The organism is Streptomyces sp. NPDC055140 (assembly GCF_053607285.1).
Map to the genome: position 1 here is coordinate 26,927 of NZ_JBSGTG010000013.1, position 21,000 is coordinate 47,926.

20 protein-coding genes are annotated in these 21,000 nt (G+C 70.4%); 9 read left to right on the top strand and 11 right to left on the bottom strand.

Annotated elements, in window-relative coordinates:
- Complete coding sequence (locus tag ACWFR4_RS24075) at window positions 1-1,077, top strand: ABC transporter ATP-binding protein (RefSeq protein WP_453460355.1); 1,077 nt, start codon at window positions 1-3, stop codon at window positions 1,075-1,077.
- Between the two features lie 206 nt (window positions 1,078-1,283).
- Window positions 1,284-1,703, top strand: a complete 420-nt coding sequence (locus ACWFR4_RS24080; protein WP_453654416.1) for a TOBE domain-containing protein — start codon at window positions 1,284-1,286, stop codon at window positions 1,701-1,703.
- Window positions 1,704-1,772: 69 nt separating this feature from the next.
- Here ACWFR4_RS24080 and lpdA read toward each other — a convergent pair whose 3' ends face one another.
- The 3 genes from lpdA to ACWFR4_RS24095 all read right to left on the bottom strand — a co-directional run bounded on the left by lpdA (window position 1,773) and on the right by ACWFR4_RS24095 (window position 6,269).
- Window positions 1,773-3,182 carry a dihydrolipoyl dehydrogenase gene (gene lpdA, locus ACWFR4_RS24085; RefSeq protein WP_453654418.1) on the bottom strand — a complete coding sequence of 470 codons (1,410 nt, stop codon included), beginning with the start codon at window positions 3,180-3,182 and terminating at the stop codon, window positions 1,773-1,775.
- Between the two features lie 163 nt (window positions 3,183-3,345).
- The gene (locus ACWFR4_RS24090) at window positions 3,346-5,406 is read right to left on the bottom strand and encodes a restriction endonuclease (protein WP_453654420.1); all 2,061 of its coding nucleotides are present in this window, start codon (window positions 5,404-5,406) and stop codon (window positions 3,346-3,348) included.
- A gap of 341 nt (window positions 5,407-5,747) precedes the next feature.
- Window positions 5,748-6,269: a hypothetical protein gene (locus ACWFR4_RS24095; RefSeq protein WP_453654422.1), complete on the bottom strand. Its 522-nt coding sequence runs from the start codon at window positions 6,267-6,269 to the stop codon at window positions 5,748-5,750.
- A 31-nt stretch (window positions 6,270-6,300) separates the two neighbouring features.
- On the opposite strand from ACWFR4_RS24095, the gene ACWFR4_RS24100 reads away from it, so the two are divergent.
- Both ACWFR4_RS24100 and ACWFR4_RS24105 read left to right on the top strand, forming a co-directional pair.
- Window positions 6,301-6,450 carry a peptidoglycan-binding domain-containing protein gene (locus ACWFR4_RS24100; RefSeq protein WP_453654424.1) on the top strand — a complete coding sequence of 50 codons (150 nt, stop codon included), beginning with the start codon at window positions 6,301-6,303 and terminating at the stop codon, window positions 6,448-6,450.
- A gap of 51 nt (window positions 6,451-6,501) precedes the next feature.
- Entirely contained in the window at window positions 6,502-7,149 is a 648-nt protein-coding gene (locus ACWFR4_RS24105) for a CatB-related O-acetyltransferase (RefSeq protein ID WP_453464717.1), read from the top strand.
- A 397-nt stretch (window positions 7,150-7,546) separates the two neighbouring features.
- Here ACWFR4_RS24105 and ACWFR4_RS24110 read toward each other — a convergent pair whose 3' ends face one another.
- Window positions 7,547-7,783, bottom strand: coding sequence for a hypothetical protein (locus ACWFR4_RS24110; RefSeq protein WP_453654426.1), 237 nt, complete (start codon window positions 7,781-7,783; stop codon window positions 7,547-7,549).
- 57 nt (window positions 7,784-7,840) lie between these two features.
- Here ACWFR4_RS24110 and ACWFR4_RS24115 point away from each other — a divergent pair, with 57 nt between their 5' ends.
- Entirely contained in the window at window positions 7,841-8,035 is a 195-nt protein-coding gene (locus tag ACWFR4_RS24115; protein ID WP_453654428.1) for an acyl-CoA dehydrogenase family protein, read from the top strand.
- Between the two features lie 195 nt (window positions 8,036-8,230).
- On the opposite strand, the gene ACWFR4_RS24120 is transcribed toward ACWFR4_RS24115, so the two are convergent.
- Complete coding sequence (locus tag ACWFR4_RS24120) at window positions 8,231-9,706, bottom strand: MFS transporter (RefSeq protein WP_453654430.1); 1,476 nt, start codon at window positions 9,704-9,706, stop codon at window positions 8,231-8,233.
- Window positions 9,703-10,905: a M20 metallopeptidase family protein gene (locus ACWFR4_RS24125; protein ID WP_453654432.1), complete on the bottom strand. Its 1,203-nt coding sequence runs from the start codon at window positions 10,903-10,905 to the stop codon at window positions 9,703-9,705. The genes ACWFR4_RS24120 and ACWFR4_RS24125 overlap by 4 nt, the downstream gene beginning before the upstream one ends.
- 103 nt (window positions 10,906-11,008) lie before the next feature.
- On the opposite strand from ACWFR4_RS24125, the gene ACWFR4_RS24130 reads away from it, so the two are divergent.
- Both ACWFR4_RS24130 and ACWFR4_RS24135 read left to right on the top strand, forming a co-directional pair.
- The gene (locus ACWFR4_RS24130) at window positions 11,009-12,049 is read left to right on the top strand and encodes an Lrp/AsnC family transcriptional regulator (protein ID WP_453654434.1); all 1,041 of its coding nucleotides are present in this window, start codon (window positions 11,009-11,011) and stop codon (window positions 12,047-12,049) included.
- Window positions 12,050-12,276: 227 nt separating this feature from the next.
- Window positions 12,277-13,155, top strand: coding sequence for a glycoside hydrolase family 16 protein (locus tag ACWFR4_RS24135; RefSeq protein ID WP_453654436.1), 879 nt, complete (start codon window positions 12,277-12,279; stop codon window positions 13,153-13,155).
- A gap of 69 nt (window positions 13,156-13,224) precedes the next feature.
- On the opposite strand, the gene ACWFR4_RS24140 is transcribed toward ACWFR4_RS24135, so the two are convergent.
- The 3 genes from ACWFR4_RS24140 to def form a co-directional block, all read right to left on the bottom strand.
- Window positions 13,225-14,055, bottom strand: a complete 831-nt coding sequence (locus ACWFR4_RS24140) for an SDR family NAD(P)-dependent oxidoreductase (RefSeq protein ID WP_453654438.1) — start codon at window positions 14,053-14,055, stop codon at window positions 13,225-13,227.
- Window positions 14,056-14,124: 69 nt separating this feature from the next.
- Complete coding sequence (locus ACWFR4_RS24145; RefSeq protein ID WP_453654440.1) at window positions 14,125-14,937, bottom strand: HEAT repeat domain-containing protein; 813 nt, start codon at window positions 14,935-14,937, stop codon at window positions 14,125-14,127.
- 41 nt (window positions 14,938-14,978) lie between these two features.
- The gene (gene def / locus ACWFR4_RS24150) at window positions 14,979-15,641 is read right to left on the bottom strand and encodes a peptide deformylase (protein WP_453654442.1); all 663 of its coding nucleotides are present in this window, start codon (window positions 15,639-15,641) and stop codon (window positions 14,979-14,981) included.
- A 114-nt stretch (window positions 15,642-15,755) separates the two neighbouring features.
- Here def and ACWFR4_RS24155 point away from each other — a divergent pair, with 114 nt between their 5' ends.
- On the top strand, window positions 15,756-16,385 hold the full coding sequence (locus tag ACWFR4_RS24155) for an ArsR/SmtB family transcription factor (RefSeq protein ID WP_453654444.1): 630 nt from the start codon (window positions 15,756-15,758) through the stop codon (window positions 16,383-16,385).
- On the opposite strand, the gene ACWFR4_RS24160 is transcribed toward ACWFR4_RS24155, so the two are convergent.
- Window positions 16,372-19,206 (bottom strand): right-handed parallel beta-helix repeat-containing protein, encoded by a 2,835-nt coding sequence (locus tag ACWFR4_RS24160; protein WP_453654446.1) that lies wholly within the window; start codon window positions 19,204-19,206, stop codon window positions 16,372-16,374. The genes ACWFR4_RS24155 and ACWFR4_RS24160 overlap by 14 nt on opposite strands.
- A gap of 302 nt (window positions 19,207-19,508) precedes the next feature.
- Here ACWFR4_RS24160 and ACWFR4_RS24165 point away from each other — a divergent pair, with 302 nt between their 5' ends.
- The gene (locus tag ACWFR4_RS24165) at window positions 19,509-20,276 is read left to right on the top strand and encodes an MBL fold metallo-hydrolase (protein WP_453464752.1); all 768 of its coding nucleotides are present in this window, start codon (window positions 19,509-19,511) and stop codon (window positions 20,274-20,276) included.
- A 50-nt stretch (window positions 20,277-20,326) separates the two neighbouring features.
- Here the strand turns inward: ACWFR4_RS24165 and ACWFR4_RS24170 are convergent.
- Window positions 20,327-21,000: hypothetical protein (locus ACWFR4_RS24170; RefSeq protein ID WP_453654448.1), on the bottom strand; the 674-nt coding region annotated here is incomplete at its 5' end.

Sequence of the window (21,000 nt, forward strand, 5' to 3'; positions counted from 1 at the left end):
ATGACGCACATCGACCACGTCACCGGTGGCGTCCCCGCCGACGGCCTGGACGCCCACCTCGTCGTCGAGCGCGGCACCTTCCGCCTCGACGTCGCGCTGCGCGCCGCTCCCGGCGACGTGGTCGCGCTGCTCGGTCCGAACGGCGCCGGCAAGACCACAGCCCTGCGCGCCCTGGCCGGGCTCACGCCGCTGACGGGCGGTCATCTGCATCTGGACGGCGCCGCGTTGGACCGCACGGCGCCCGAGTCCCGTCCGGTCGGCGTGGTCTTCCAGGACTACCTCCTCTTTCCGCACCTGAGCGCCCTGGACAACGTCGCCTTCGGCCCGCGCTGCCACGGCGTGTCCAAGGCCGAGGCGCGTGAGCAGGCCGCGAAGTGGCTGGACCGCATGGGGCTCGCCGACCACCATGGCGCCAAGCCGCGCCGGCTGTCCGGCGGCCAGGCGCAGCGCGTCGCCGTGGCCCGCGCCCTGGCCACCCATCCCCGGCTGCTGCTCCTCGACGAGCCGCTCGCCGCGCTCGACGCGCGCACCCGTCTCGACGTACGCGCCCAACTCCGTCGACACCTGGCCGACTTCGAGGCCGTCGCCGTACTGGTCACACACGACCCGCTGGACGCGATGGTGCTGGCCGACCGCCTCGTCGTCATCGAGCACGGCCGCGTCGTCCAGGAGGGCGCCCCGGCCGACATCGCCCGTCATCCGCGTACGGACTACATCGCCCAGCTGGTCGGCCTCAACCTCTACAAGGGGCAGGCCGACGGGCATGTGGTGCGGGTCGGCTCCGGGCCGGACATCGCGACCAGCGAGGAGCTGTCGGGGCCCGCCTTCGTGGCGTTCCCGCCGATCGCGGTGACCCTGTACCGGGACCGGCCCACCGGCGCCAGCGCCCGGAATCTGTGGCGGTGTCAGGTCGCCGGGCTCGAGACGCACGGGGACCAGATCCGCGCGGACCTCACGGGTGAACTCGACCTCGCCGCCGACCTCACGACGGTCGCCGCCGCGGAGCTGAACCTGCACCCTGGCGCGCCGGTCTGGGCCACGGTCAAGGCGACGCAGACGCACGCGTACCCCGCCTGACGCCGCAGCCCTGCGTCCTGCGTCCCGTAACAAGCCGCACCCCAGCATCCCGTAACAAACTGGGCGCCTCCGACCTGCCAGGCGCTCACGCCCCTCCACCTCGCAGATGCGACGGGCCTCACACCAGCCACATCCAACCCGGCTACGGTGAGGCCTATGCAGGCCCAAACCTGGACATTCCATACCTTTTCTGTGAGGCGTTCCGCATGAGCCTGAGCATCCGCAATCAGCTTCCCGGCAGCGTTACGGGCATCACCGCGGGTGAAGCCATGGCGACGGTCAAGGTCCGCCTCGACGGCGGCCAGGACATCACCGCGGCGATCACCCTGGACGCCGTCAAGGACCTCGGCCTCGCCGAGGGATCCGCCGTACGCGCCCTGGTCAAGTCCACGGAGGTCTCCCTCGCCACCGGCACGATCGAGGGGCTGTCCATCCGCAACCAGCTCGCCGGAACGGTCGACGACATCACGACGGGCGGCGCCATGGCCTCCGTCAAGGTCAGCGTCCCGGGCGGCGAACTGACGTCCGCCATCACCAAGGACGCCGTCACCGACCTGGCCCTGGCCCCCGGCACCTCCGTGGTGGCACTGATCAAGTCGACCGAGGTCTCGCTCGCGACCGCGTGACGGCCGGGCGTCGATCGGTACCTGACCGACGAAGCGCGCCTACCGGAGGGGGCGCCGTCCGGACGACCGTCACATGTTGATCATGTGTCCGGCCAGTCCGTGCACCGCCTCCTTCACGGCCTCGCCGAGCGTCGGGTGGGCGTGCACGTTGCGGGCCACCTCGTGGACGGTCAGGTCCCACTGCTGAGCCAGCGTCAACTCCGGGAGCAGTTCGGTGACTTCGGGGCCGATGAGGTGGGCGCCGAGCAGTTCGCCGTACCGGCTGTCGCTGATGACCTTGACGAAGCCCGTCGGCTCACCGAGGCCGTGGGCCTTTCCGTTCGCGGAGAACGGGAACTTCGCCACCTTCACGTCGAAACCGAGCTCGCGGGCCTGCGCCTCGGTCCACCCGAAGCTGGCGATCTGCGGCTGGCAGTAGGTGGCGCGCGGGATCATCGTGAAGTCGACCTCCATGGTCTCCGCGCCGCCGATCGTCTCGGCGGCGATCACGGCCATGGCCTCCGCCGCGTGCGCCAGCATCAGCTTCGCGGTGACGTCGCCGATCGCGTACAGGTGGGGCACGTTGGTGCGGCCGCGTCCGTCCACGTCGATCGCGCCGCGCTCGGTGAGCCGTACGCCGGTGTTCTCGAGCCCGTATCCGGTGGTGCGAGGCGCGAAGCCGATCGCCTGGAGGACCTTGTCGGCCTCGATCACGCGCTGCTGCCCGTCCTTGGAGACGGTGACGCGCACCTTGGCGGCGGGATCGCTGTCGTCGATGGATTCCACCCGGGTCCCGGTGTGCACCTCGATGCCCAACTTCCGGTACTGGCGGGAGAGTTCCTTGGACACGTCGGCGTCCTCGGTCGGCACCATGCGGTCCAGGAACTCGACGACGGTCACCTTGACGCCGTAGTTGTGCAGGACGTACGCGAACTCGACGCCGATCGCTCCGGCGCCGGCGATGACGATGGACTCGGGGAGCGTCTCGGAGAGGATCTGCTCCTCGTAGGTGACCACGCGGTCGCTGAGGGCGGTGCCCGGCAGGAGGCGGGTGGTGGCGCCGGTCGCGATGATGCAGTTCCCGAAGGTGATGGTCTCGGTGCCGCCGGCCGTGAGGTCGATCCGGAGTGTGTGGTCGTCGGTGAACGTGCCGCGGCCGTCGTACTCGGTGATGTCGTTCTTCTTCATCAGGTAGTGCACGCCGGCGACCCGGCCGTCGGCGACCTTGCGGCTGCGCCGGTAGGCCTCGCCGTAGTCGAAGCTGACCTGCCCGTCGACGTGGATGCCGAAGGTCGAGGCCTGCTGCGTGAAGATGTGCGCGAGTTCGGCGTTGCGCAGGAGCGCCTTGGAGGGGATGCAGCCCACGTTCAGGCAGACACCGCCCCAGTACTTCCCCTCGACGACCGCGGCACGAAGGCCCAGCTGGGTGGCGCGCACGGCCGCGGTGTAGCCACCGGGCCCGGCACCCAGGACGACGACGTCGTAGTGCGTGGTACTCATGGAGCGTTCCTGCCGTTTCGGTGAGACGCGAGTCTGGCCCTGACGTGCACGACGGTACGTCCGCGACCGGGACCCACGCACCTACGCAACGCCAGCGCCTCCCGGGGCTCCGCGCCGTCACGCCCCCGGGCGAAGCTCAGTCCCGGCCCGGGCCGCGCTGCGTCTACTCGACCTCGATGCCGAAGTCCTGAACGAGCTGCTCCAGGCCCCCCGCGTAGCCCTTGCCGCCCAGGACGAAGTCCCAGTCCCCGTTCGGTCTGCGGCGGAAGGAACCGAGCACCAAGGCGGTTTCGCCCGGGCGGCCGTCGGAGACCTCATGCCGTCGCAGGTCGGCCAGCCTCGGGTCGAGCAGACGGATGCAGGCGTCCGTGAAGCCGGAGAGGTCGGCGTCCGGGTTCACCTCCGGGTCGATCGCGGCCACGAGCACGAACCGGTCGGCCTCATCCGGCAACGCGTCGAAGGAGACGCAGATGGCGGCCTTGTCCGGTGCGGTCGGAGGCAGAACGCGTACGGAGCCGTCCGCTGTGTGCGGGTTGTTGTAGAAGACGAAGTGATCGTCACTGAGGATGCTGCTGCCACGGCAGACGAGAGCACACACATCCAGGGCGACGCCTCCGGTCCACGACATGCCCAGGATCTTGTAGTCGTCGGGCAGTCGAAAGTCCAAAACCGTCGGAGTCGGCTGCGCTGCCGGGCGGCGGGCGCCGTCGCCCAGACGCCCTTGTAGCCCGTGCCGGTGCAACAGGTCGACGAGTTCGGTGCCGGAGATCAGTTCCAGCGGCTTGCCGTTGGCGAAGGTGTGCGAGCCCGGACCGAACCTCGATGTCGTCACGAGGACACCCTTGTTGGCGCCGGCGTCCTGCACGGTTCCGTACAAGTCGCGGACGGCGGTGGGCGGCACGGTGTTGCGGTAGCGCTTCACCTGCACGACGATTTTGCCGCCCCGGATCGGTGTCGGATCCAGAGCGTCGACGTCCACCCCTCCGTCGTTCGAACGTTGAGTGGTGACCGCTTGCATCCCCATGGCCCGGAAGAGCTCGGCGACGAGATTCTCGAAGGCGATCGGATCCATGTCGTACAGGTCGGGCTCCTCGTCGCTGCCATGCGTCACGACGCGGTTTCCGACCTCCTGCGGCCGGCGACCGGGCCGTACCGGCGTGAGCTGATCGGGGCGAGCGGAGAGTTGCCCACGTAATGCGTCGGACAGGCAGCTGCCTGCGTCCACCTGGGCCAGGTACAGGTCGCGGAACGTTGCGCCCGACGTCATGACGGTTGCCAGGTAGATGTGGCCCGGTCGGCCCGTCGTGGGGTCGTGCCCGTCCACGAACCCGTTCAAGGTCACCGCCTCGAGTGTGCCCATCTCGTCCGCGGCGAAGAGTTCGTGCAGGACGAGGAGCATGCACTGCGCGAGAACTTCCCGGTACAGAGCCCGACGTTGGCCTACTGGGCGGGACGTCTCCTTGTCCTGGTCCAACCCGGACATGTACCGAACGGACTTGACCTCGGGGACGACGGTGTAGGCGGGCAGCTCCCAGTCCAGTACCAACTGGCGAGCCGCCGAGTCGTACGCGGCTGCCACCTGACGCGGGAAACCCTCCGGCCATGCGGTCGAGGCGTACAGAGCGGCGGAGAAGTACTCGACCACGGAGTCGGGTTCGCGGCGCCTGACTGCTTCGGTGAGTTCTTCGATGCCTGCGTTGTGCCGGCGCACATCGGCCAGTTGGGCATCGGCCCACTGCTGGTACTCCCGCTGGTACGACGCCAGCTGTTGCTGCCGTCGAGCCTCCGCCGCCTGGGCCGACTGCCAGTCCCTCTCGAAATGCGCCCGAGCCTCGGCCTGCGCCTGGGCCCGCCGAGTGGCGGTCCACCCGCTCTGCGTTTGGTAGTGATTGAAGTCCGGCATGGGCACGGGCTGCGCCAAGGGGCCTGGAGCGAAGGGCTGGACATCCTCAGGGCGCATGAGAGAGGGAGCCCTGAAAGGCGGAGCCTGACAACCCGAGGCGAGAAGACCCTGCAGCGACGTGACTTGAGCGTCCAGTTCCTCAGTGCGGCGCAGGGCCTCTGTCTGCCGGTACTCGCGGTGGTTCTGGACCGCTCGCCGTTGATAGGCACGTGCTTGCTGTGCTTCTTGCCTCTGTCGTCTGGCTTCGGCCTCCATCTGGCGCTGCTGTTGCCGCTGCATTTCAGCCCAGACGCCGACCGAGCCACTGGAGCGTCGACTCATGTGTATGCAGGCCCTCCCCAAGGCGCTCCGATTGTCCCCACAACCAGTTGTAAAGGGACGACTGTATCGAGCGATACCCATTTCGCATATCCACTCGTCAAAGGCCGACCGCAGCGGGCTCCATCGGTCGGGGGGCGGTCCGGCAAGCACGTAAGTCGGACTTCAACTGATCATCGGCATATGCTGTGGCCGCCCGGAGGAGGGGCCATTCACGTGAGTGCACAGCGATGCCCCTTGTGCGGGGCCGAACCGATTGCCGACCAGCAGCCGGCGTGCGGCTGCGCGACGTCCGCACCGGCGGTGCCGGCGAACCCGGTGTTCGGGCAGGTGACCCCGCCCGGTCAGTCCGCCGGGACGGTGGCCCAGGAGGATCTGCGGCTCTTCGAGGGGCCGGCCGGCGAGGGGATGTCAGTCCGGACTTCGGAGCATGTCGTCGCAGCCGGTCGTGGCCGTCGGCCACCGGCGCGCCTCAGGCGCCCGTGGGTGGTCGTCGGAACCGCGGCGTTGGGTGTCGGGGCGGCCGTCGTCATCGCCGTGGCCAGTGGCGCCTTCAGCTCCGGGAGCGCCCCGAGCCGGACCGTGTCGGCGTCGGACGATTCCGCCATGCCCGCGCCGTCCGGATCCGTCTCGTCGCGGTCGGCGGCCCCTTCTCCCGAGAACGGCCGCGCGCCCGCGACCCGTTCCCCCGGCCCATCGTCGGCGGCCTCCGGAACATCGTCCGCCTCGGCGACCGCATCCGCGTCCACCCCGGCGAAATCCACTGCCGCGACGCCTTCCGCGCCCGCGCCCACGGCGTCTTCCGCCGCCCGCCCGGGATCCGGCGACCGAGTCCTGTCCACCGGCAGCCACGGCGGTCCGGTCAAAGACCTCCAACGGCGGCTGACCCAACTCAACTTGTACACGGGGCCGGCCGACGGCAGGTACTCGACCGATGTCGCGGACGCGGTCCACCGCTATCAGGTGGCCCGCGGCATCGACGAGGACGCCGGTGTGTACGGTCCCGAGACGCGGGCCGCGCTGGAGTCGGAGACCAGGCGCGGCTGAGAGCATGGCCGTCCGTCGTCGTCCCGTACCACGTGAGGAAGTTGACCCGTCATGTCGTTCGTGCCCGCCGATCCGACCGTGCTGCACCCGATGCCGGGGCAGTCGCGGGTCGTGCTGCTCAAGCCACTTGTGACGTCGCCGTTGATCGAGGTCGGTGAGTTCTCGTACTACGACGATCCGGACGACCCGACCGCCTTCGAGACGCGCAATGTGCTGTACCACTACGGGCCGGAGAAGCTGGTCATCGGGAAGTTCTGTGCGCTGGGCGAGGGCGTGCGGTTCATCATGAACGGGGCCAACCACCGTATGGACGGCCCGTCGACGTTCCCCTTCCCCATCATGGGAGGTTCGTGGGCGGACCACTTCGATCTCATCAGCGGGCTGCCGGGCCGGGGTGACACGGTGGTCGGGAACGACGTGTGGTTCGGCTACCGCACCACGGTGATGCCCGGCGTGCGCATCGGGCACGGGGCGATCATCGCCTCGGGTTCCGTCGTGGTCGACGACGTGCCCGACTACGGGATCGTCGGCGGTAACCCTGCGAAACTCATCCGCCGCCGCTACTCCGACGAGGACGTCGAGCGCCTGCTCGCCCTCGCGTGGTGGGACTGGCCCACCGAGCATCTCACCGAGCACGTGCGCACCGTCATGTCCGGCTCCGTCGATGCTCTGGAGGCTGCGACCCCGATGCCGCTGTGACCGGGGCGGCCCCGGGGTCCTCGTTCAGCACCTTCCGTGTGTGAGCGCCGGGTTCGGGTGCCGGCGTGCGGAAGGTGTTCAGGCCGGACCCGAAGCGGACCGGGAAGCGCGCCTGCGGCGCCGGAGCGGAGGCCTGGGAGAACAGGTTCCGTGCCGTCAGATGTGGGTCTGCCATTAGTTGTCGGGTCGCGCTGAACACGGGGCCCGTGGCGCGCCGATCCCGGTCGGCGTGCGCTCCCACCACGCGTAGCAATGCAGGCCAAGGGGCCGCGCCGGCCAAGAGGGGGGCAGGGAAGAGCAGGTACGAAGCGCCGCCTCCTGTGCAGCAGTCGGCCCCGCCACGTAGAGGGTGGCAGGGCCGGCGAGGTCGCGCGGGGTGCGCCGCGAGGCGCCGGGGTCATTCGGGCGCATCGAAGCCGCTCGCCCAGTAACGGCCGCGCAGCGCGAGGTCGAGCAGCATCCGTACGACTTCCTCGGCGGGGGCCGGAGGCGTCTCGCTCTCGACCCACCACCGCATGACGGCGACCTGTTCCCCGACCCAGACGCGGGCGAGGAGTTCGGAGTCGATGCGCGGCTGCACGTCGTTGCGCTCGGCCCGGGCGCGGAACTCCTGCGCTGCGGTCGCGGCACACACGTCCACGCCGCCCTGGCCGCCCTGGACACCGGGGCCGACGTGCGGACCGAGGCGTTCATGTGCAAGTTGTTCGTCGCCGAGTCCTCCTTCCGGATCCTCGACCAGGCCGTGCAGATCCAGGGCAAGGAGGGCCTCACGCAGGGCAACGAGGTGGAGTACCTCTTCCGCAAGATCCGGATGTTCCGAGTCCTGACCGGCACGTCCGAGATCCAGAAGAACGGCATCGCCAAGGGCCTGGCGTTCCTCACCTGACCGAGCGGCCCGGGCGCCCGAGCGCCCGCAGGACCGGACGACCCCACAGGCCCCCACGGCCGTGGGGTCGTTCGCGTGCGCCTGACACGGGCCGTGCGGAGGGACCTCGGTACCGGGTACCCGGACATGTCTCGATCCCCGTCGTCGTGGCGGGGACCGAGAGAGTCGGGGCAGGGGCCGAGCAGGGACCGACCGTCAATGGGGCGCGCTGCCGGCCTCCGCGAGAGTGCCCGCCCGTCGCCCGGTGCCTCGGCGCACCAGCAGCTGTGCGCCCGCGGCCAGGACGCTCACGCCGAGCCCCAGACCCCAGACGGTCAGATACGCGGTGAGCGCCGGGGTGTCCGTCGTCCCGACGACCAGCGTGCCGAGGACCGCCGCGAACACCGCCCCGGCGACGCTGCCGCCGAGTGTCTTGAGGTTGTTGTAGACGGCGGCGGCGCTCGCCGTGCGGTCGGAAGCACTGCCCTCCACCACGACCGACGGCAGGCCGCCGAGGGCGAGTCCCATGCCGATGCCCACCGCCCCGTAGGCCACCACGAACAGCGGCAGGGCGGAATGGGCGGCCATCAGTCCGGCATTGCCGACCGCGATCAGGGCGAACGCGCCGAGGAGCGTGCGCGCGTACCCGATCCGGGCAGCGATCACCGCGCACAGCACCGACCCCAGGAAGGCCATGACGTGCGGGATCGCGCCCCAGACGCTGATCTGCCAGGTGGCAAGGCCGAATCCGTACCCCTCGTCGCCCGGCGACGCCGCGAGGAAGCTGACGGCCACCCCCTGCCCTCCCATCATCACCGCGCCGAGTACGAACCCGGAGGCGTAGTAGGGAGCCGCACGGCGACGGGCCACCGCCCGGAGGTCCACCAAGGCGTGCGGCCGGGTCAGTTGGACGCGGGCCCACCACCACAGCAGAGCGCAGGACAGCGCCACAGCGGCGAGTGTGCGCGGGGAGAGCCACCCCCAGGCCGTGCCGCGCGAGATCGTGCCGAGCAGCGCCACCAGGGCGACCGCGAGGAGAACGGCACCCGCCCAGTCCATGCGGCCGGTCGCCCGGGTGGCCGACTCGGGGATGGCGAGGAAGGACACGACAAGGCACCCGACGGCCAGGGCCGCGAGGACGGCGAGCGTGGGACGCAGTCCGCCGACGGCCGAGAGGAGCGGCCCCACCAGCGCGTGGCCGAGGAGTGACCCGAGGGTGAGCGCCCCGACCAGGAGCCCGACGGCGCGGCGGCCGCCGTCCACGTCCAGACGGTCGCGCACCAGGCCGATCTCGAGCGGCAGCAGCGCGGCCAACGGACCCATGAGTGCCCGGCCGAGCAGCAGGACCGGCAGGTTCGACGCGAGGGCGACCAGGACGGTGCCCACGGCGACACAGCCGAGCGCCACGCGGACAAGGCGCCGGTGGCCGTAGAGGTCACCGAGGCGGCCGAAGGCCGGGACGCTGACGGCGGCCGCGAGGAACTGGACCGTCGTGAACCACTGGGCCTGGGCGGTGCTGAGGTGCTGCCACTTCTCGACCTCCGGGATCAGTGGCGGCGCGGCGCCCTGCAACAGTCCGCTGACCACCTCGAAGGCGACGAGCAGACCTACCACGGCGGTGACCTTGACCGCGGGAGGCGGCGAAGTGGTCCGCGCCGTGGGGCAGCCGTCGGGCTTCCCCGGCGCCTTCATGTCGCCGCGCCCGCGGCGAGGCGGCGCTCGGCGAGCTCGGTGAGGAGCGCGGTCTGGCGGTACAGGACCCGGTCGTCGAAGACGGCGTGCGGTGAGTGGTTCATCGGAGCCTCCTGCGGGTTCACGCCCTCGGGGGCCGCGCCGACGAGGAGCATCGCGCCGGGGGTGCGCCGGAGGACGAACGCGAAGTCCTCCGAGCCGTTCGCGGGGTGCGGGGCCTGCCAGGCCTGGTCGGCGCCGAACAGGTCGCGGGCCGTGTCGAGGGCGAAGGCGGTCTCGCCGGGTTCGTTGACGGTGACCGGATAGGCCACGTCGTAATGGACCTCCGCCTCGATGCCGTGCGCGTCCGCGATGCCGCGGACCAGCCGGGGCAGGCCCTCGATGAGGCGCTCATGGTTGCCCTCCGAGTAACTGCGCACCGTGGCCTCGAACTCGGCCGTCTCCGGGATGACGTTCTGCTTCGTACCGGCATGGAAGCTGCCCACGGTGACGACGACCGGGTCGAAGATGTCGAAGCGGCGGGTCACCCAGTTCTGCAGGGCGGTGACGATCTCGCAGGCGACGGGGACCGGGTCCTTGGCGCTGTGCGGGGTCGCACCGTGCCCGCCCTTGCCGCGCACCGTCACCCGGAGCACGTCGGAGGCGGAGGTGATGGTGCCGGGGCGGGTGGCGATCACGCCGCCGGGGACCCGGTTGGCGGCGACGTGCAGCGCGTAGGCCGCGTCGAGGGACTTCCCCGCCGCGTCGAGTACACCCTCCTCGATCATCGCGCCGGCGCCGTTGTGGCCCTCTTCGCCGGGCTGGAACATGAACACCACGTCACCGCACAGGTGTTCACGGCGTTCGGCGAGGAGTGTGGCCGCGCCGACCAGTCCGGCCGTGTGCAGGTCGTGACCGCAGGCGTGCATGGCGCCCGGGGTCCGCGACGCGTAGTCCACTCCCGTCTTTTCGGTGACGGGGAGGGCGTCCATGTCGCCGCGGAGCAGCACGGCGCCGCCGGGCCGACCGCCGCGCAGGACCGCCGTCACGGAGCTGAGGTTCTTGCCGAGAGTGATGTCCAGCGGAAGGCCGTCGAGGGCCGCGAGGACCTTCTCCTGGGTGCGGGGCAGCTGGAGTCCGAGCTCGGGTTCACGGTGCAGGGAGCGCCGCAGCCCGGCCAGTTCGGGCTGGAGTTCCTTGGCGCGTTCCGTGGTCGACATGCTGGATGAACCTCCTGGTACGGTGCCGGCGGTAACGAGGCCAGACTGATGCCATGAGGTATTTCGGAGCTGAAACTCCCAGGAAAGACGCAGGGGTAGCGCGATGACGCAGGATTCCGTGCATGCGCTGGACCATGTGGATCAGGCACTGGTGCACGCGCTCCAGATCGCGCCGCGGGCCGGCTGGGCCCGGATCGGCGCCGCCCTCGGCATGGACGCGGTGACGGTCGCCCGGCGCTGGGGCCGGCTCACCGACACGGGCGCGGCCTGGATCAGCTGCCACCCCGCACCGGCCCTGGCGACGTCGGGCCAGGGCTGTCTTGCGTTCGTCGAGGTCGACTGCGCCAACGGGGGTCTGCTGACGGTCGCCCGCGAACTCGCCGAGGAGCGGCACGTGTCCGCCGTCGCGCAGGTCAGCGGCGACCGTGACCTGCTCCTGACCGTCATGGCTCCGGACCCGGTCGCGCTCACGCGCTGGGTGACCCACCGGCTGGGCGCGATGGACGGCATCGTCACCACCCGCACCCATCTGGCGAGCACCGTCTACGCGGAGGGGAGCCGGTGGCGGCTGCGCGCGCTCGACGGGGACCAGATCTCCCGCCTCGCGGCGGAGGAGGCGCCGGGTCCCGACGCGCCGGCGTTCCCGCTGACCGCCCTCGACCACCGCCTCGTCGCCGCGCTGTCGGTCGACGGCCGCGCCACATATCGCGCTCTCGCGGACGCCTGCGAGGTGAGTGCCGACACCGTCCGCCGCCGGATGGGCCGCCTCTTCGCGGCGGGCATGGTGCAGACGCGCTGCGAGGTGGCGCGTCCTCTGTCGGAGTGGCCGGTGTCGGTGTATCTGTGGGGCCAGGTCGCGCCCGGGGACCTAAGGGCCGTGTCCGCCCAGGTCACCGGCATGCGTGAGGTGCGTCTGTGCGCAGCGGTGATCGCCCGCCACAATCTCAAACTCGTCGCCTGGGTCCGCTCGCTCGACGACGCCCAGCGCTTCGAGGTGCGGCTCGCCGAGCGCGTGCCGGGGCTGACCGTCGCCGACCGGGCGGTGGCCCTGTGGCCGATGAAGCTGAACGGCCATCTGCTCGACGAGCGCGGTTACCACGTGGGGGCGGTACCGCTCGACATCAGCGGGCTGCAGCACGCGTGAGGGCCTGTCCGCTTCCCGCGGCCGGCATCGACGCGCGAACGCGGCGCCAAGCCGCTCCCGTCACTTGGTACATGCCAACTCCTTGACGCCACGGTGGCCACTCCTTTAAATCAAGAAGTGAAGGAAGTGCCTCAAGTGGCCGCCGTCGGCGTTCACTTCCGGATGCTTCATTCGCTGTCTTGTCATGCACGCGACCCCCCACACGACCCCCCACGTGAAGCGATGTGATGACCGTGCGCTCATCCTGGCGCCGCCGCGCCTCCCTGTACGCCGCCTCCCTGGCTTGCTGTGCCGCGAGTTTGGCGGCGGTCCCCACCGGCGCGTCCGCCGCCCCGGCGCCCATCGGCAGTCCCGCGAAAGCCGCCGCCGCGGCCACATTCACCGACGATTTCAACGGCGCCGCGGGCTCGGCCGTCGACGGCGGCAAGTGGCAGATCGAGACCGGCGACAACGTCAACAACCATGAACGCCAGTACTACACCGCGGGCAACAGCAACGCCGCGCTCGACGGCCAGGGCAACCTGGTCATCACGGCCCGCAAGGAGAACCCGAACAACTACCAGTGCTGGTACGGGCGTTGCGAGTACACCTCGGCCCGGCTCAACACCTCGGGCAAGTTCACCCAGGCCTACGGTCATGTCGAGGCCCGGATGAAGGTGCCGCGCGGGCAGGGCATGTGGCCCGCGTTCTGGATGCTCGGGGACGACATCGGCAGTGTCGGCTGGCCGGCGAGCGGCGAGATCGACGTCATGGAGAACGTCGGCTTCGAACCCGGCACGGTCCACGGCACGCTCCACGGTCCCGGATACTCGGGCTCGGGCGGGATCGGCGCGGCCTACACGCTGCCCGGCGGACAGGCCTTCGCGGACGGATTCCACACGTTCGCCGTGGACTGGGCCCCGAACTCCGTCAAGTGGTCGGTCGACGGGAACGTCTACCAGACCCGCACGCCCGCCGACGTCGGCGGCAACCAATGGGCGTTCAACAAGCCGTTCTTCCTGATCCTCAACCTCGCGGTCGGCGGCTACTGGCCGGGCGACCCCGACGGCAGCACGAGCTTCCCCCAGCAGCTCGTCGTCGACTACGTCCACGTCACCACCCAGTAAGCAGGGGGGTGATGTTCCGGGGCGGCCGGTGTCCTGCAGACCCGCCGCCCCGGGACATCGACGTCTGGTTCACGGTGCCGCGGGGCCGTACCCGGTCAGCTCGTCCGTCAGTGCCATCAGGCGCCGACGGGCCTCCTTGTCGTAGGCCTGTTCGTGGGCGCGGGTGTCCGTGAAGCGGTCGAAGTACCGTCCTGTGGTGGACCCGAGCTCCGGGTCCGTGATCAGCCGCACCGTCGGCCGTACCCCCTCGTCGATTCCCGTCACCGGGGTGAAGCCGTACGCGCGCACTCCTTCCGTGTCCATGAGATGGGCCGGATGCAGGGCGTTGACCGTGACGCCCGTGCCTTCGAGTTCCGCGCCCAGCTCGAACGTCGCCATGATCATGGCGAGCTTGCTGCGGCAGTACGCCCGGAGCCCTTCGTAGTCCCGCTCCAGCATGACGTCGTCGAAGTCGATGCGCTCCTGCCCCATGGACGCGACGTTGACGACGCGCGCGGGGGCGGAGGCCTCGAGCAGGGGCAGGAGGCCGCGGATCAGGGCGTACGGGGCCAAGTGGTTGACGGCGAACCGCAGTTCGTGGCCCTGCGCGCTCAGCTCCCGCCGCAGCGGCTCCGCGCCACCACCGGCGACCGCGTTGTTGACCAGCACGTCGAGACGGGGTTCGGCGTCGCGGATCCGGTCCGCCATGGCGCGCACTTGGTCGAGGTCCGAGAGGTCGGCGAGGTACGTACGGACCGTGGCGTCCGGTGCGGCCGCCCGCACCTCGGCGGCAACCGCTTCGAGCCGGCCCGCGTCGCGGCCGTGCAGGAGGAGGGTGTCGCCGCGCGTGGCGAGGTCGAGTGCGATGCCGCGGCCCAGGCCCTGGGTCGCTCCGGTGATCAAGGTGATGCGTGGGTTCATGACGCCCATCCTGGACGGCGCGGCGCCGCGGAGGGGAGAGCGTGCCACGCCTGGCGTTCCCACCACCACTCATCGACGCGCGCGTCTCTCCCCACGCCGTTCGACGATGGCCTCCGCCAGCTCCCGTACGTCGGGGTCCGGGTCGGACACCAGGCGGTCGAGGAGCGCGTCGACCCCGGGCGTCGACCAGCCGGCGACCGCGTCGGCGAGAGCCTCGCGCACTGCCGGCTCCGGGTGGTCGGCGAGGCTGGAAAGCCGTTCCACCGGGCCTCGCCGGCGCAGGCCGAACCAGCGCAGCGCCTCGCACAGCGCCGTTGCGTCGCCCGGATCTCCGGCCGCCTCTACACGTCGCAGCAGAACCGGCGCCGGGGGCGGCGGGCCGTCGTGCGGGTGCGGCCTGCGTTCACGCAGCCGCCGGGACCCGTATTCGCCTCGCACCCGGCAGCCCGCGCACGTGCACGGCACGACGCCGTGCGCGTTGGGGAAGTAGCGCCAGCCGGTCACCTGCCGAACGGCGCGGACGCGCTGCACCTCGCGTTTGGCGACCGCCCGGGGGACGAACACCTCCCACCCGCGCGGGTCGTCCATCGCCGCCACGCGGCGCACCGCGTCACCGGCCGTCGTCGCCAGCGGGTCGCGGTGGTACCGGCCCACCGTGACCGGCTCGTCGTCGGGCAGCCGCACCTGGACGGCGACAAGCCCGCGCGGCCCGCCGTGCCGCGCCAGCTCCCGCAGCCACTGGTGCGTGAGCGTGTACGACGCGAGCACGGGGAAGCAGAACACCCCGCGCCCGCCGTCGGGGTGCCGACTGGCGGCCCGAATACCTGCCCGCCTGATGCGCGCCGCGTTGGCCTGGGGCGTCAGGTGTACGAACATTGCCATGGCCGCGATCCTAGGCGCCGCCGTGCGCAGGCCGACCGGCGTCACTTGCCCAGTTCGGCGGCGCGGGCGGCTCGGCGGGCGAACACGCTGCCCTTCGTATCCTCCATCTCGCCCAGCGCCGCCTTGCGTTCGCGTCGGGCGAGCCGGTCCAGATACGTGCGGCCGTAGAGGTGGTCCGTCTCGTGCTGCAGGCAGCGCGCGAAGTAGCCCCGGCCCTCGATCACCAGCGGATTGCCGTCCCTGTCGCGGCCCCGGACGACTGCGTGGTCCGGCCGGGGTACGAGCCTGTAGGGGCCGGGGACCGACAGACAGCCCTCCGACTCCTCGGCCAGGACGCGCTGCGCGGCGGGCAGTTCGTCGAGGACGGGGTTGGCGATGTGCCCGACATGACGCACGCCCCAGTCGTCCGTGATGTCCCACACGAACACCTGGAGGTCCACATCGACCTGGTTGGCAGCGATGGCCGCGCCGTCCGCGACAGCGTTCGTGGCAAACATGTCGTCGATCAGGCACGCCAGTTCAGGGGTTCCGAACTCCGTCACCTCGCGGCAGCGGCGGCGCAGGATCTCCTCCCCCACGACGGTGATGCGGCGCACCGTTCCGCGCGCGACCTCCGGCGGAAGTGCCGGGTAGGAGTCCACCGGAACACCTTGCACCCGCACCCGAATGTCTCGTGGTGTTCCGTCACCGTACTGAAGTTCCATGGGTGTTGACGCCTCCCGCGCAGGCCGAAGGAGGTCCGGGAGCGCGCACCCGGACCTGCTCGGCGGTCTTGACCGACTTGACCAACCGCTTTGCAAAGTAGCACTCTTTGCAAAATGAGCGACAAGGAACGACCCACAGCGCCCGCCGGCTCCGGCCCGTGGATCCCGCCGCGCGGAGCTCGCCGGCCCCTGCCCGACCATCCGGTCCGGATCGCGCTCCTCGACCTGCTCGCCGAGGTCGGCACGGTCACGTCCACCGAGGCCGCCGCCCGCCTCGGCCGCAGCTCCGGCCTCTGCTCGTTCCATCTGCGCCAGCTCGCGCGCTACGGCCTCATCGAAGAGGCGCCGCCCACGGACGGACGGGCCCGTCCGTGGCGGTTGCGCTGGGAGTCCGACCACCTGACCGACCCGGCCGGCGCAGTGGAGTTCACCGCACTGGCCCACGGCCTCGAGGACGAGAGCTACCGGTACCGCCTCGCCCACCTGGAACAGGCACCGGCAGCGTGGCGTCACGACGAGTCGTTCAGCGCCGTGCTGCGCCTCAGCCCTGACGAGGTGACCCAACTGGCATCGGCCATACGCCAGTTGATGACAGATTTCCAGGCGTGTCACGACTCGGCCGCGACGCGCCCGGCGGACACCGTGGCGGTCGCGGCCGTCGCGCGACTGTTCCCTCTGCTCGACGAGGACGCGGCTCCCGCCCAGCGGCAGACCGAACCCCCGACGGCGTCTAGCGGACCTTGAAGCTGTCCACGATCAGATAGCTGCCCGTCTTCATCACGCCCTTGATCGTGTGCTCGCCCGGCGACAGGCCCGACTTGGTGAACACGGTCTGCTGATGCTGCCGAGTGGGGCTCGAGTTGTCGATCGTGCCCGCCGGCTGCCCGTCCACGTAGAGGTCGACCTGCCCCTCGTCGCTGTTGATCTGGGTGATGACGTCGATCGCCGTGCCGTTGAAGGTCAGCTCGAAGGAGTCGCCCTTGTTCTGTGTGGCGTGCACGTCGTCGGCCCAGCCGCCCGCGCCGCCGCGTGAGGCGTTCTTCCAGTCCCAGCCCGGGCCGGCGTACACGACCCCGGACGTGTTGTTGATCTGTTCGCCCGACTCGGGCTTGTGGACGGTGAGTTGAGTGGAGGCCTGGTTGCGCCAGATCGTCAGCGGGACATCGGCGCCCGGGGCCGAGCGGTTGTAGACGCTCCAGAAGCTGTCGCGGCCGGTGACCTTCCTGCCGTCGATCTCCCGGATGACGTCGTTCGTGCGCAGGCCCTGCCGGTATGCCTCCGACGTGGTGGGGACGGTTGGCAGATGCAGACCGTCGTAGTCGGTCAGGCCCGTCGCCGACTTGACCGCGTCGGAGTAGATACGTGTCGCCGTCGCCCCGAGCAGCGGCTCCTGGAACGCGTCGAGCGTGTCGGTGGGGGTGTCGTCGACCCATTCGAGCGGGGGCGGCGTGGGGCTGCCGGCCTTTCCGAAGCCGTCCATCGCGAAGGGGCGGAACCCGAGGGCGCGGGCCGGGGAGTCCGCCTGGAGCGTGTAGTCGAGCTTCTTCGGGTCGGTGAAGGGCGAGGCTCCGGTGAACTTGGGGTCGGCCGCCACCGAGTGTGTGTCGAGACCGAGGGCGCGCCACGCGTCGGTGACGCCGGTGACCGGCCTGCCGTTGTTCCAGAACAGGTTGTTGTCGACGGCCGGCTTGCTCTTCGCCATGTCGGCCTGGATCAGGCTGTACGGGGTGCCGGTGACGAAGATGTTCTTCTCCACCGTGTCGCCGCTGTCCGCGTACCAGACGTGGAAGTGGGCGCCGCCATTGACGAAGATGTTGTTGCGCACGGTCCGGTGGAAGCCCTCGCGGAGCTTCACCCCGCCGTTGAGGAGGAGGTTGTCCTCGATGAGGTAGTTCGAGCTGCCGTCGTCGAGGTCGATGTCCCAGTGCGAGGAGTGGCGGATCCGGTTGTGCCGGATGACGGTGGTGTCCATCGCATCGAGCTTCGCGTACGACTTCTTCGTCGCGTCGTCGGCGGTCAGCGGCCAGAACCTGTCGCGGCCCCAGGAGTTGATCGGCCCGTGGTCGGAGGTCTCCTTGACGCAGTTGAAGATGTCGTTGTTCTCGATGACGTGTCCGCCCCAGGTGCCGTCGTTGATGTCGACGCAGGCGCGGGGTCCGTCGTGGATCGTGTTGCCGTCGACGGTGACGCGCCGGCTCATCGAGATCTGCACGCCGGAGGTCTGCTTCTCGAACTGCCCGTTGTCGTGCATGTAGTTGTCGCTGACGTGGATGTCGCGCGGGTAGTTCTCCGACTTCGGGCCGGGTGTGGTGTCCGTGATGGTCTTGCGCATGCTGTCCCAGGTGGACGGCTCGCGTACCGCGTCACGGTTGCCCACCACGGCGACGTCGGAGGCGCCCGAGTGGCTGAACTCGTTGCCGGAGACGGTGTCTTCTCGGTTGTAGCCGTCGATGAAGAGGGCGTTGCCGCCGACCTGGTCGAAGAGCGAGTCGCGCACGGCGACGTTCTCGGTGTTCTTGAGGTGGACCGCCGCGGCGCGCGCGATCGCCCAGTCGCCGAGCTGGAGCTTCTCGTACGGCTGGTCGAAGAGGGTGCGGTGGGCGCGGGCGAACGTGAAGCCGGAGAAGCTCAGATCGTGCACGGCGTCGTCCGGTCCGCCGCCCTGGACCCTGATGAGTTCGTCGAGTTCGGCGGTCTCGATGTGCGCCGAGGGCAGATCGGCGCCCTTCGGGGGGAAGAAGTAGAGCTTGCCGGCCGCTTTGTCGTAGAACCACTCGCCGGGGGCGTCGAGTTCCTCGAAGACGTTCTCCACCATGCGGTACGTGGTGTGCAGGCCGCTGCCACGGTTGTTGTCGCCCACCCAGTCGAGTTGCGGGGTGCCGTCGGCCTTCAGTCCGGTGACCCGGTAGGAGTTGCCGCCCCACTCACCCTGGTGCAGGCCTCGCACGAGCGCGGTGGTGGGGTTCTTCCAGCGGGCGACTCGCTGCGCCGAGATGGCGTCGGCCGCGTAGCCGCCCAGGATCGCGGTATTGGGGTCGTAGTTGGGGTAGCGGGCGAGGACCTGGCGTTCCCCGTCCAGGAAGAGACCGTCGAAGTCGAGGCCCGCGCCTATGTCGGCGACCTTGACGGTGTCGTTGTACGAGTTCCACTCGGGCCGCAGCGATCGGCCGCCGCTGATGACGACGCGTTCACCGGGTGCCGCGAGGTAGCGGACCGGGGCGCGGTCCGTGCCGGAGTCTTTCGGGCCGAACGTCAGGGTGTGGTCCAGGCGGTAGGTGCCCGCGTGCACCACGACGTCGACGGGTCGTGGCCGGTGCTTGCGCACCTCCTTTCTGGCGGCTTCCTGCGCGCGCTCCACTGTGCGGAACGGCCTGGCCGCCGTCCCGTTGGCGTGATCGTTGCCGGTGGGCGCCACGTGGAGGGTGGCGGTCTTGCCGCCACCCGCGGCCGCCGACGCGGTGGGCGCGGTGGCGGCGCCGAAGCCCAGCGTGACACCCACCGCCACGGCGAGCAGACCGGGGAGCGGGGATCTTCGGCTCTTGCGGAAACCTGGGACGGTACGCACGGGGACTCCTGAGGCCGGGCAGGTCGGGATTGACCATCGATCTACGGACCGAACATCCAACGTTTGATGGACAGTTGGCTCAATTGAGGAGCGTCTGGCCACGGAAGCTATAAATTCATCGGATGACTGTCAAGGGATGCTGCACGCATCGGCTGTCCGATGCCCCGTCGAAGGCATCCGGGCGGGAGAGGTGATCAACTACCCTGCCTGCGACCGCAGCAGCAGACCGGTCACCGCGGTACCCCCAGCTCCCCCATGCTTCCCCGGCCCTCAGTGGCATACCTCAAGAGATGCGGTCCGTCATGCGCGAAGGCGCCCTCGTTCACGCCGCCACCGGCGTTCATCTGGTCCACGGCAGCAACACGAACTGGGTCATCCTGAGCGAGGGCGACGCCGTCACGCTCATCGACTGCGGCTACCCCGGCGACCGGCAGCAGGTCCTGGACTCACTGGCCGCGGCGGGCCACTCCCCCGAGGCGGTCACGGCGATCCTGCTCACCCACGCACACAACGACCACCTCGGGTCCGCGGAGTACCTCAGCCGCACCTTCGACGCCCCGGTGTACGCACACGAGGCCGAAGTCCCGCACGCCCGGCGCGAGTTCCTGCACCAGGTCTCGCTCGGCCGGGTCCTGCGCAACAGCTGGCGCCCGGGCGTCCTGCCCTGGGCCGTGCACGCCCTGCGCTCCGGCGGGACGACGGACGCTCGCGTCGACCGGCCCCAGCCGTTCCCCACTGAGGGTGCCCTCGACCTACCGGGCCGCCCGGTCCCGGTCCACACCCCCGGACACACCGCGGGCCACTGCGCCTACCACCTTCCTGGCGCGGGCATCGTCATCTCCGGTGACGGCCTGGTCACCGGCCACCCGGTCTCGCGCACGCGCGGGCCGCAGCTCCTGCCCACCATGTTCGACAGGGACCGCGACCGCACCCGCGACTCCCTGGACGTGTTCGAGAAACTCTCGGGCGACATGCTGTTGCCCGGGCACGGCCCGTTGCACCACGGTTCGGTGGGCGAGGCCGCCAGGACGGCACGCGAACGTGCAACTCCGGCGCGGCAGAGGTCGTGAGCGGCGCAGCAGTGGCCGTAAGCGGCCCGCCTGGTCGTGACGGGGCCGTCTCAGTCCTGCGAGCCGGAGCGGCGCCTCGCGGCGTACACACCCGCGCCCAGGGCACCCGCCACCAGTGCCGTGCCCGCCACGAGCTGCGTGGCGTCGAGCTTGGAGAGGCTGCCGCCGTCTCCGGCCTCCACGCCCCTCGGCACGGTCGGCGTGGTCGGCGTGGTGGGACGGGCGCCGCCTCCGGAGATCGTCAGTTTGGCGATGCCCCGCTCCCCCTTGCAGTCGAACGTCACGTCGTACTGGGCACCCGGCTTCGCGCCGGCGGAGACCTTGGCCTTCGCCGAACGGCCCGCATTGAGCGTGACGTCGCCGAAGACCGGCCCCGTGACACGCACGGTCGGCGTCTTGCACCTGGTGGCATTGAGGGTGACCGTCCCGCCGGGGGACACCGTCTTCGGGGACACCGTGAATCCGAACGAGGTGACGTTGTGGCCGCCGCCGCTGTCCGTGCGGCCTGCACCACCGGAGTCGATACCGGTGGAGTCGATACCGGTGGAGTCGGCGCGGCCGGAGTCCGCACCACCAGAGTCGGCACCACCGGAGTCGATACCGGTGGAGTCGGCGCGACCGGAATCGGCACCACCGGAGTCGATTCCGGTGGAGTCCGCGCCACCGGAGTCGGCACCGCCCGAGTCCGTACCACCGGAGTCCGCACCGCTGGAGTCCGCACCAC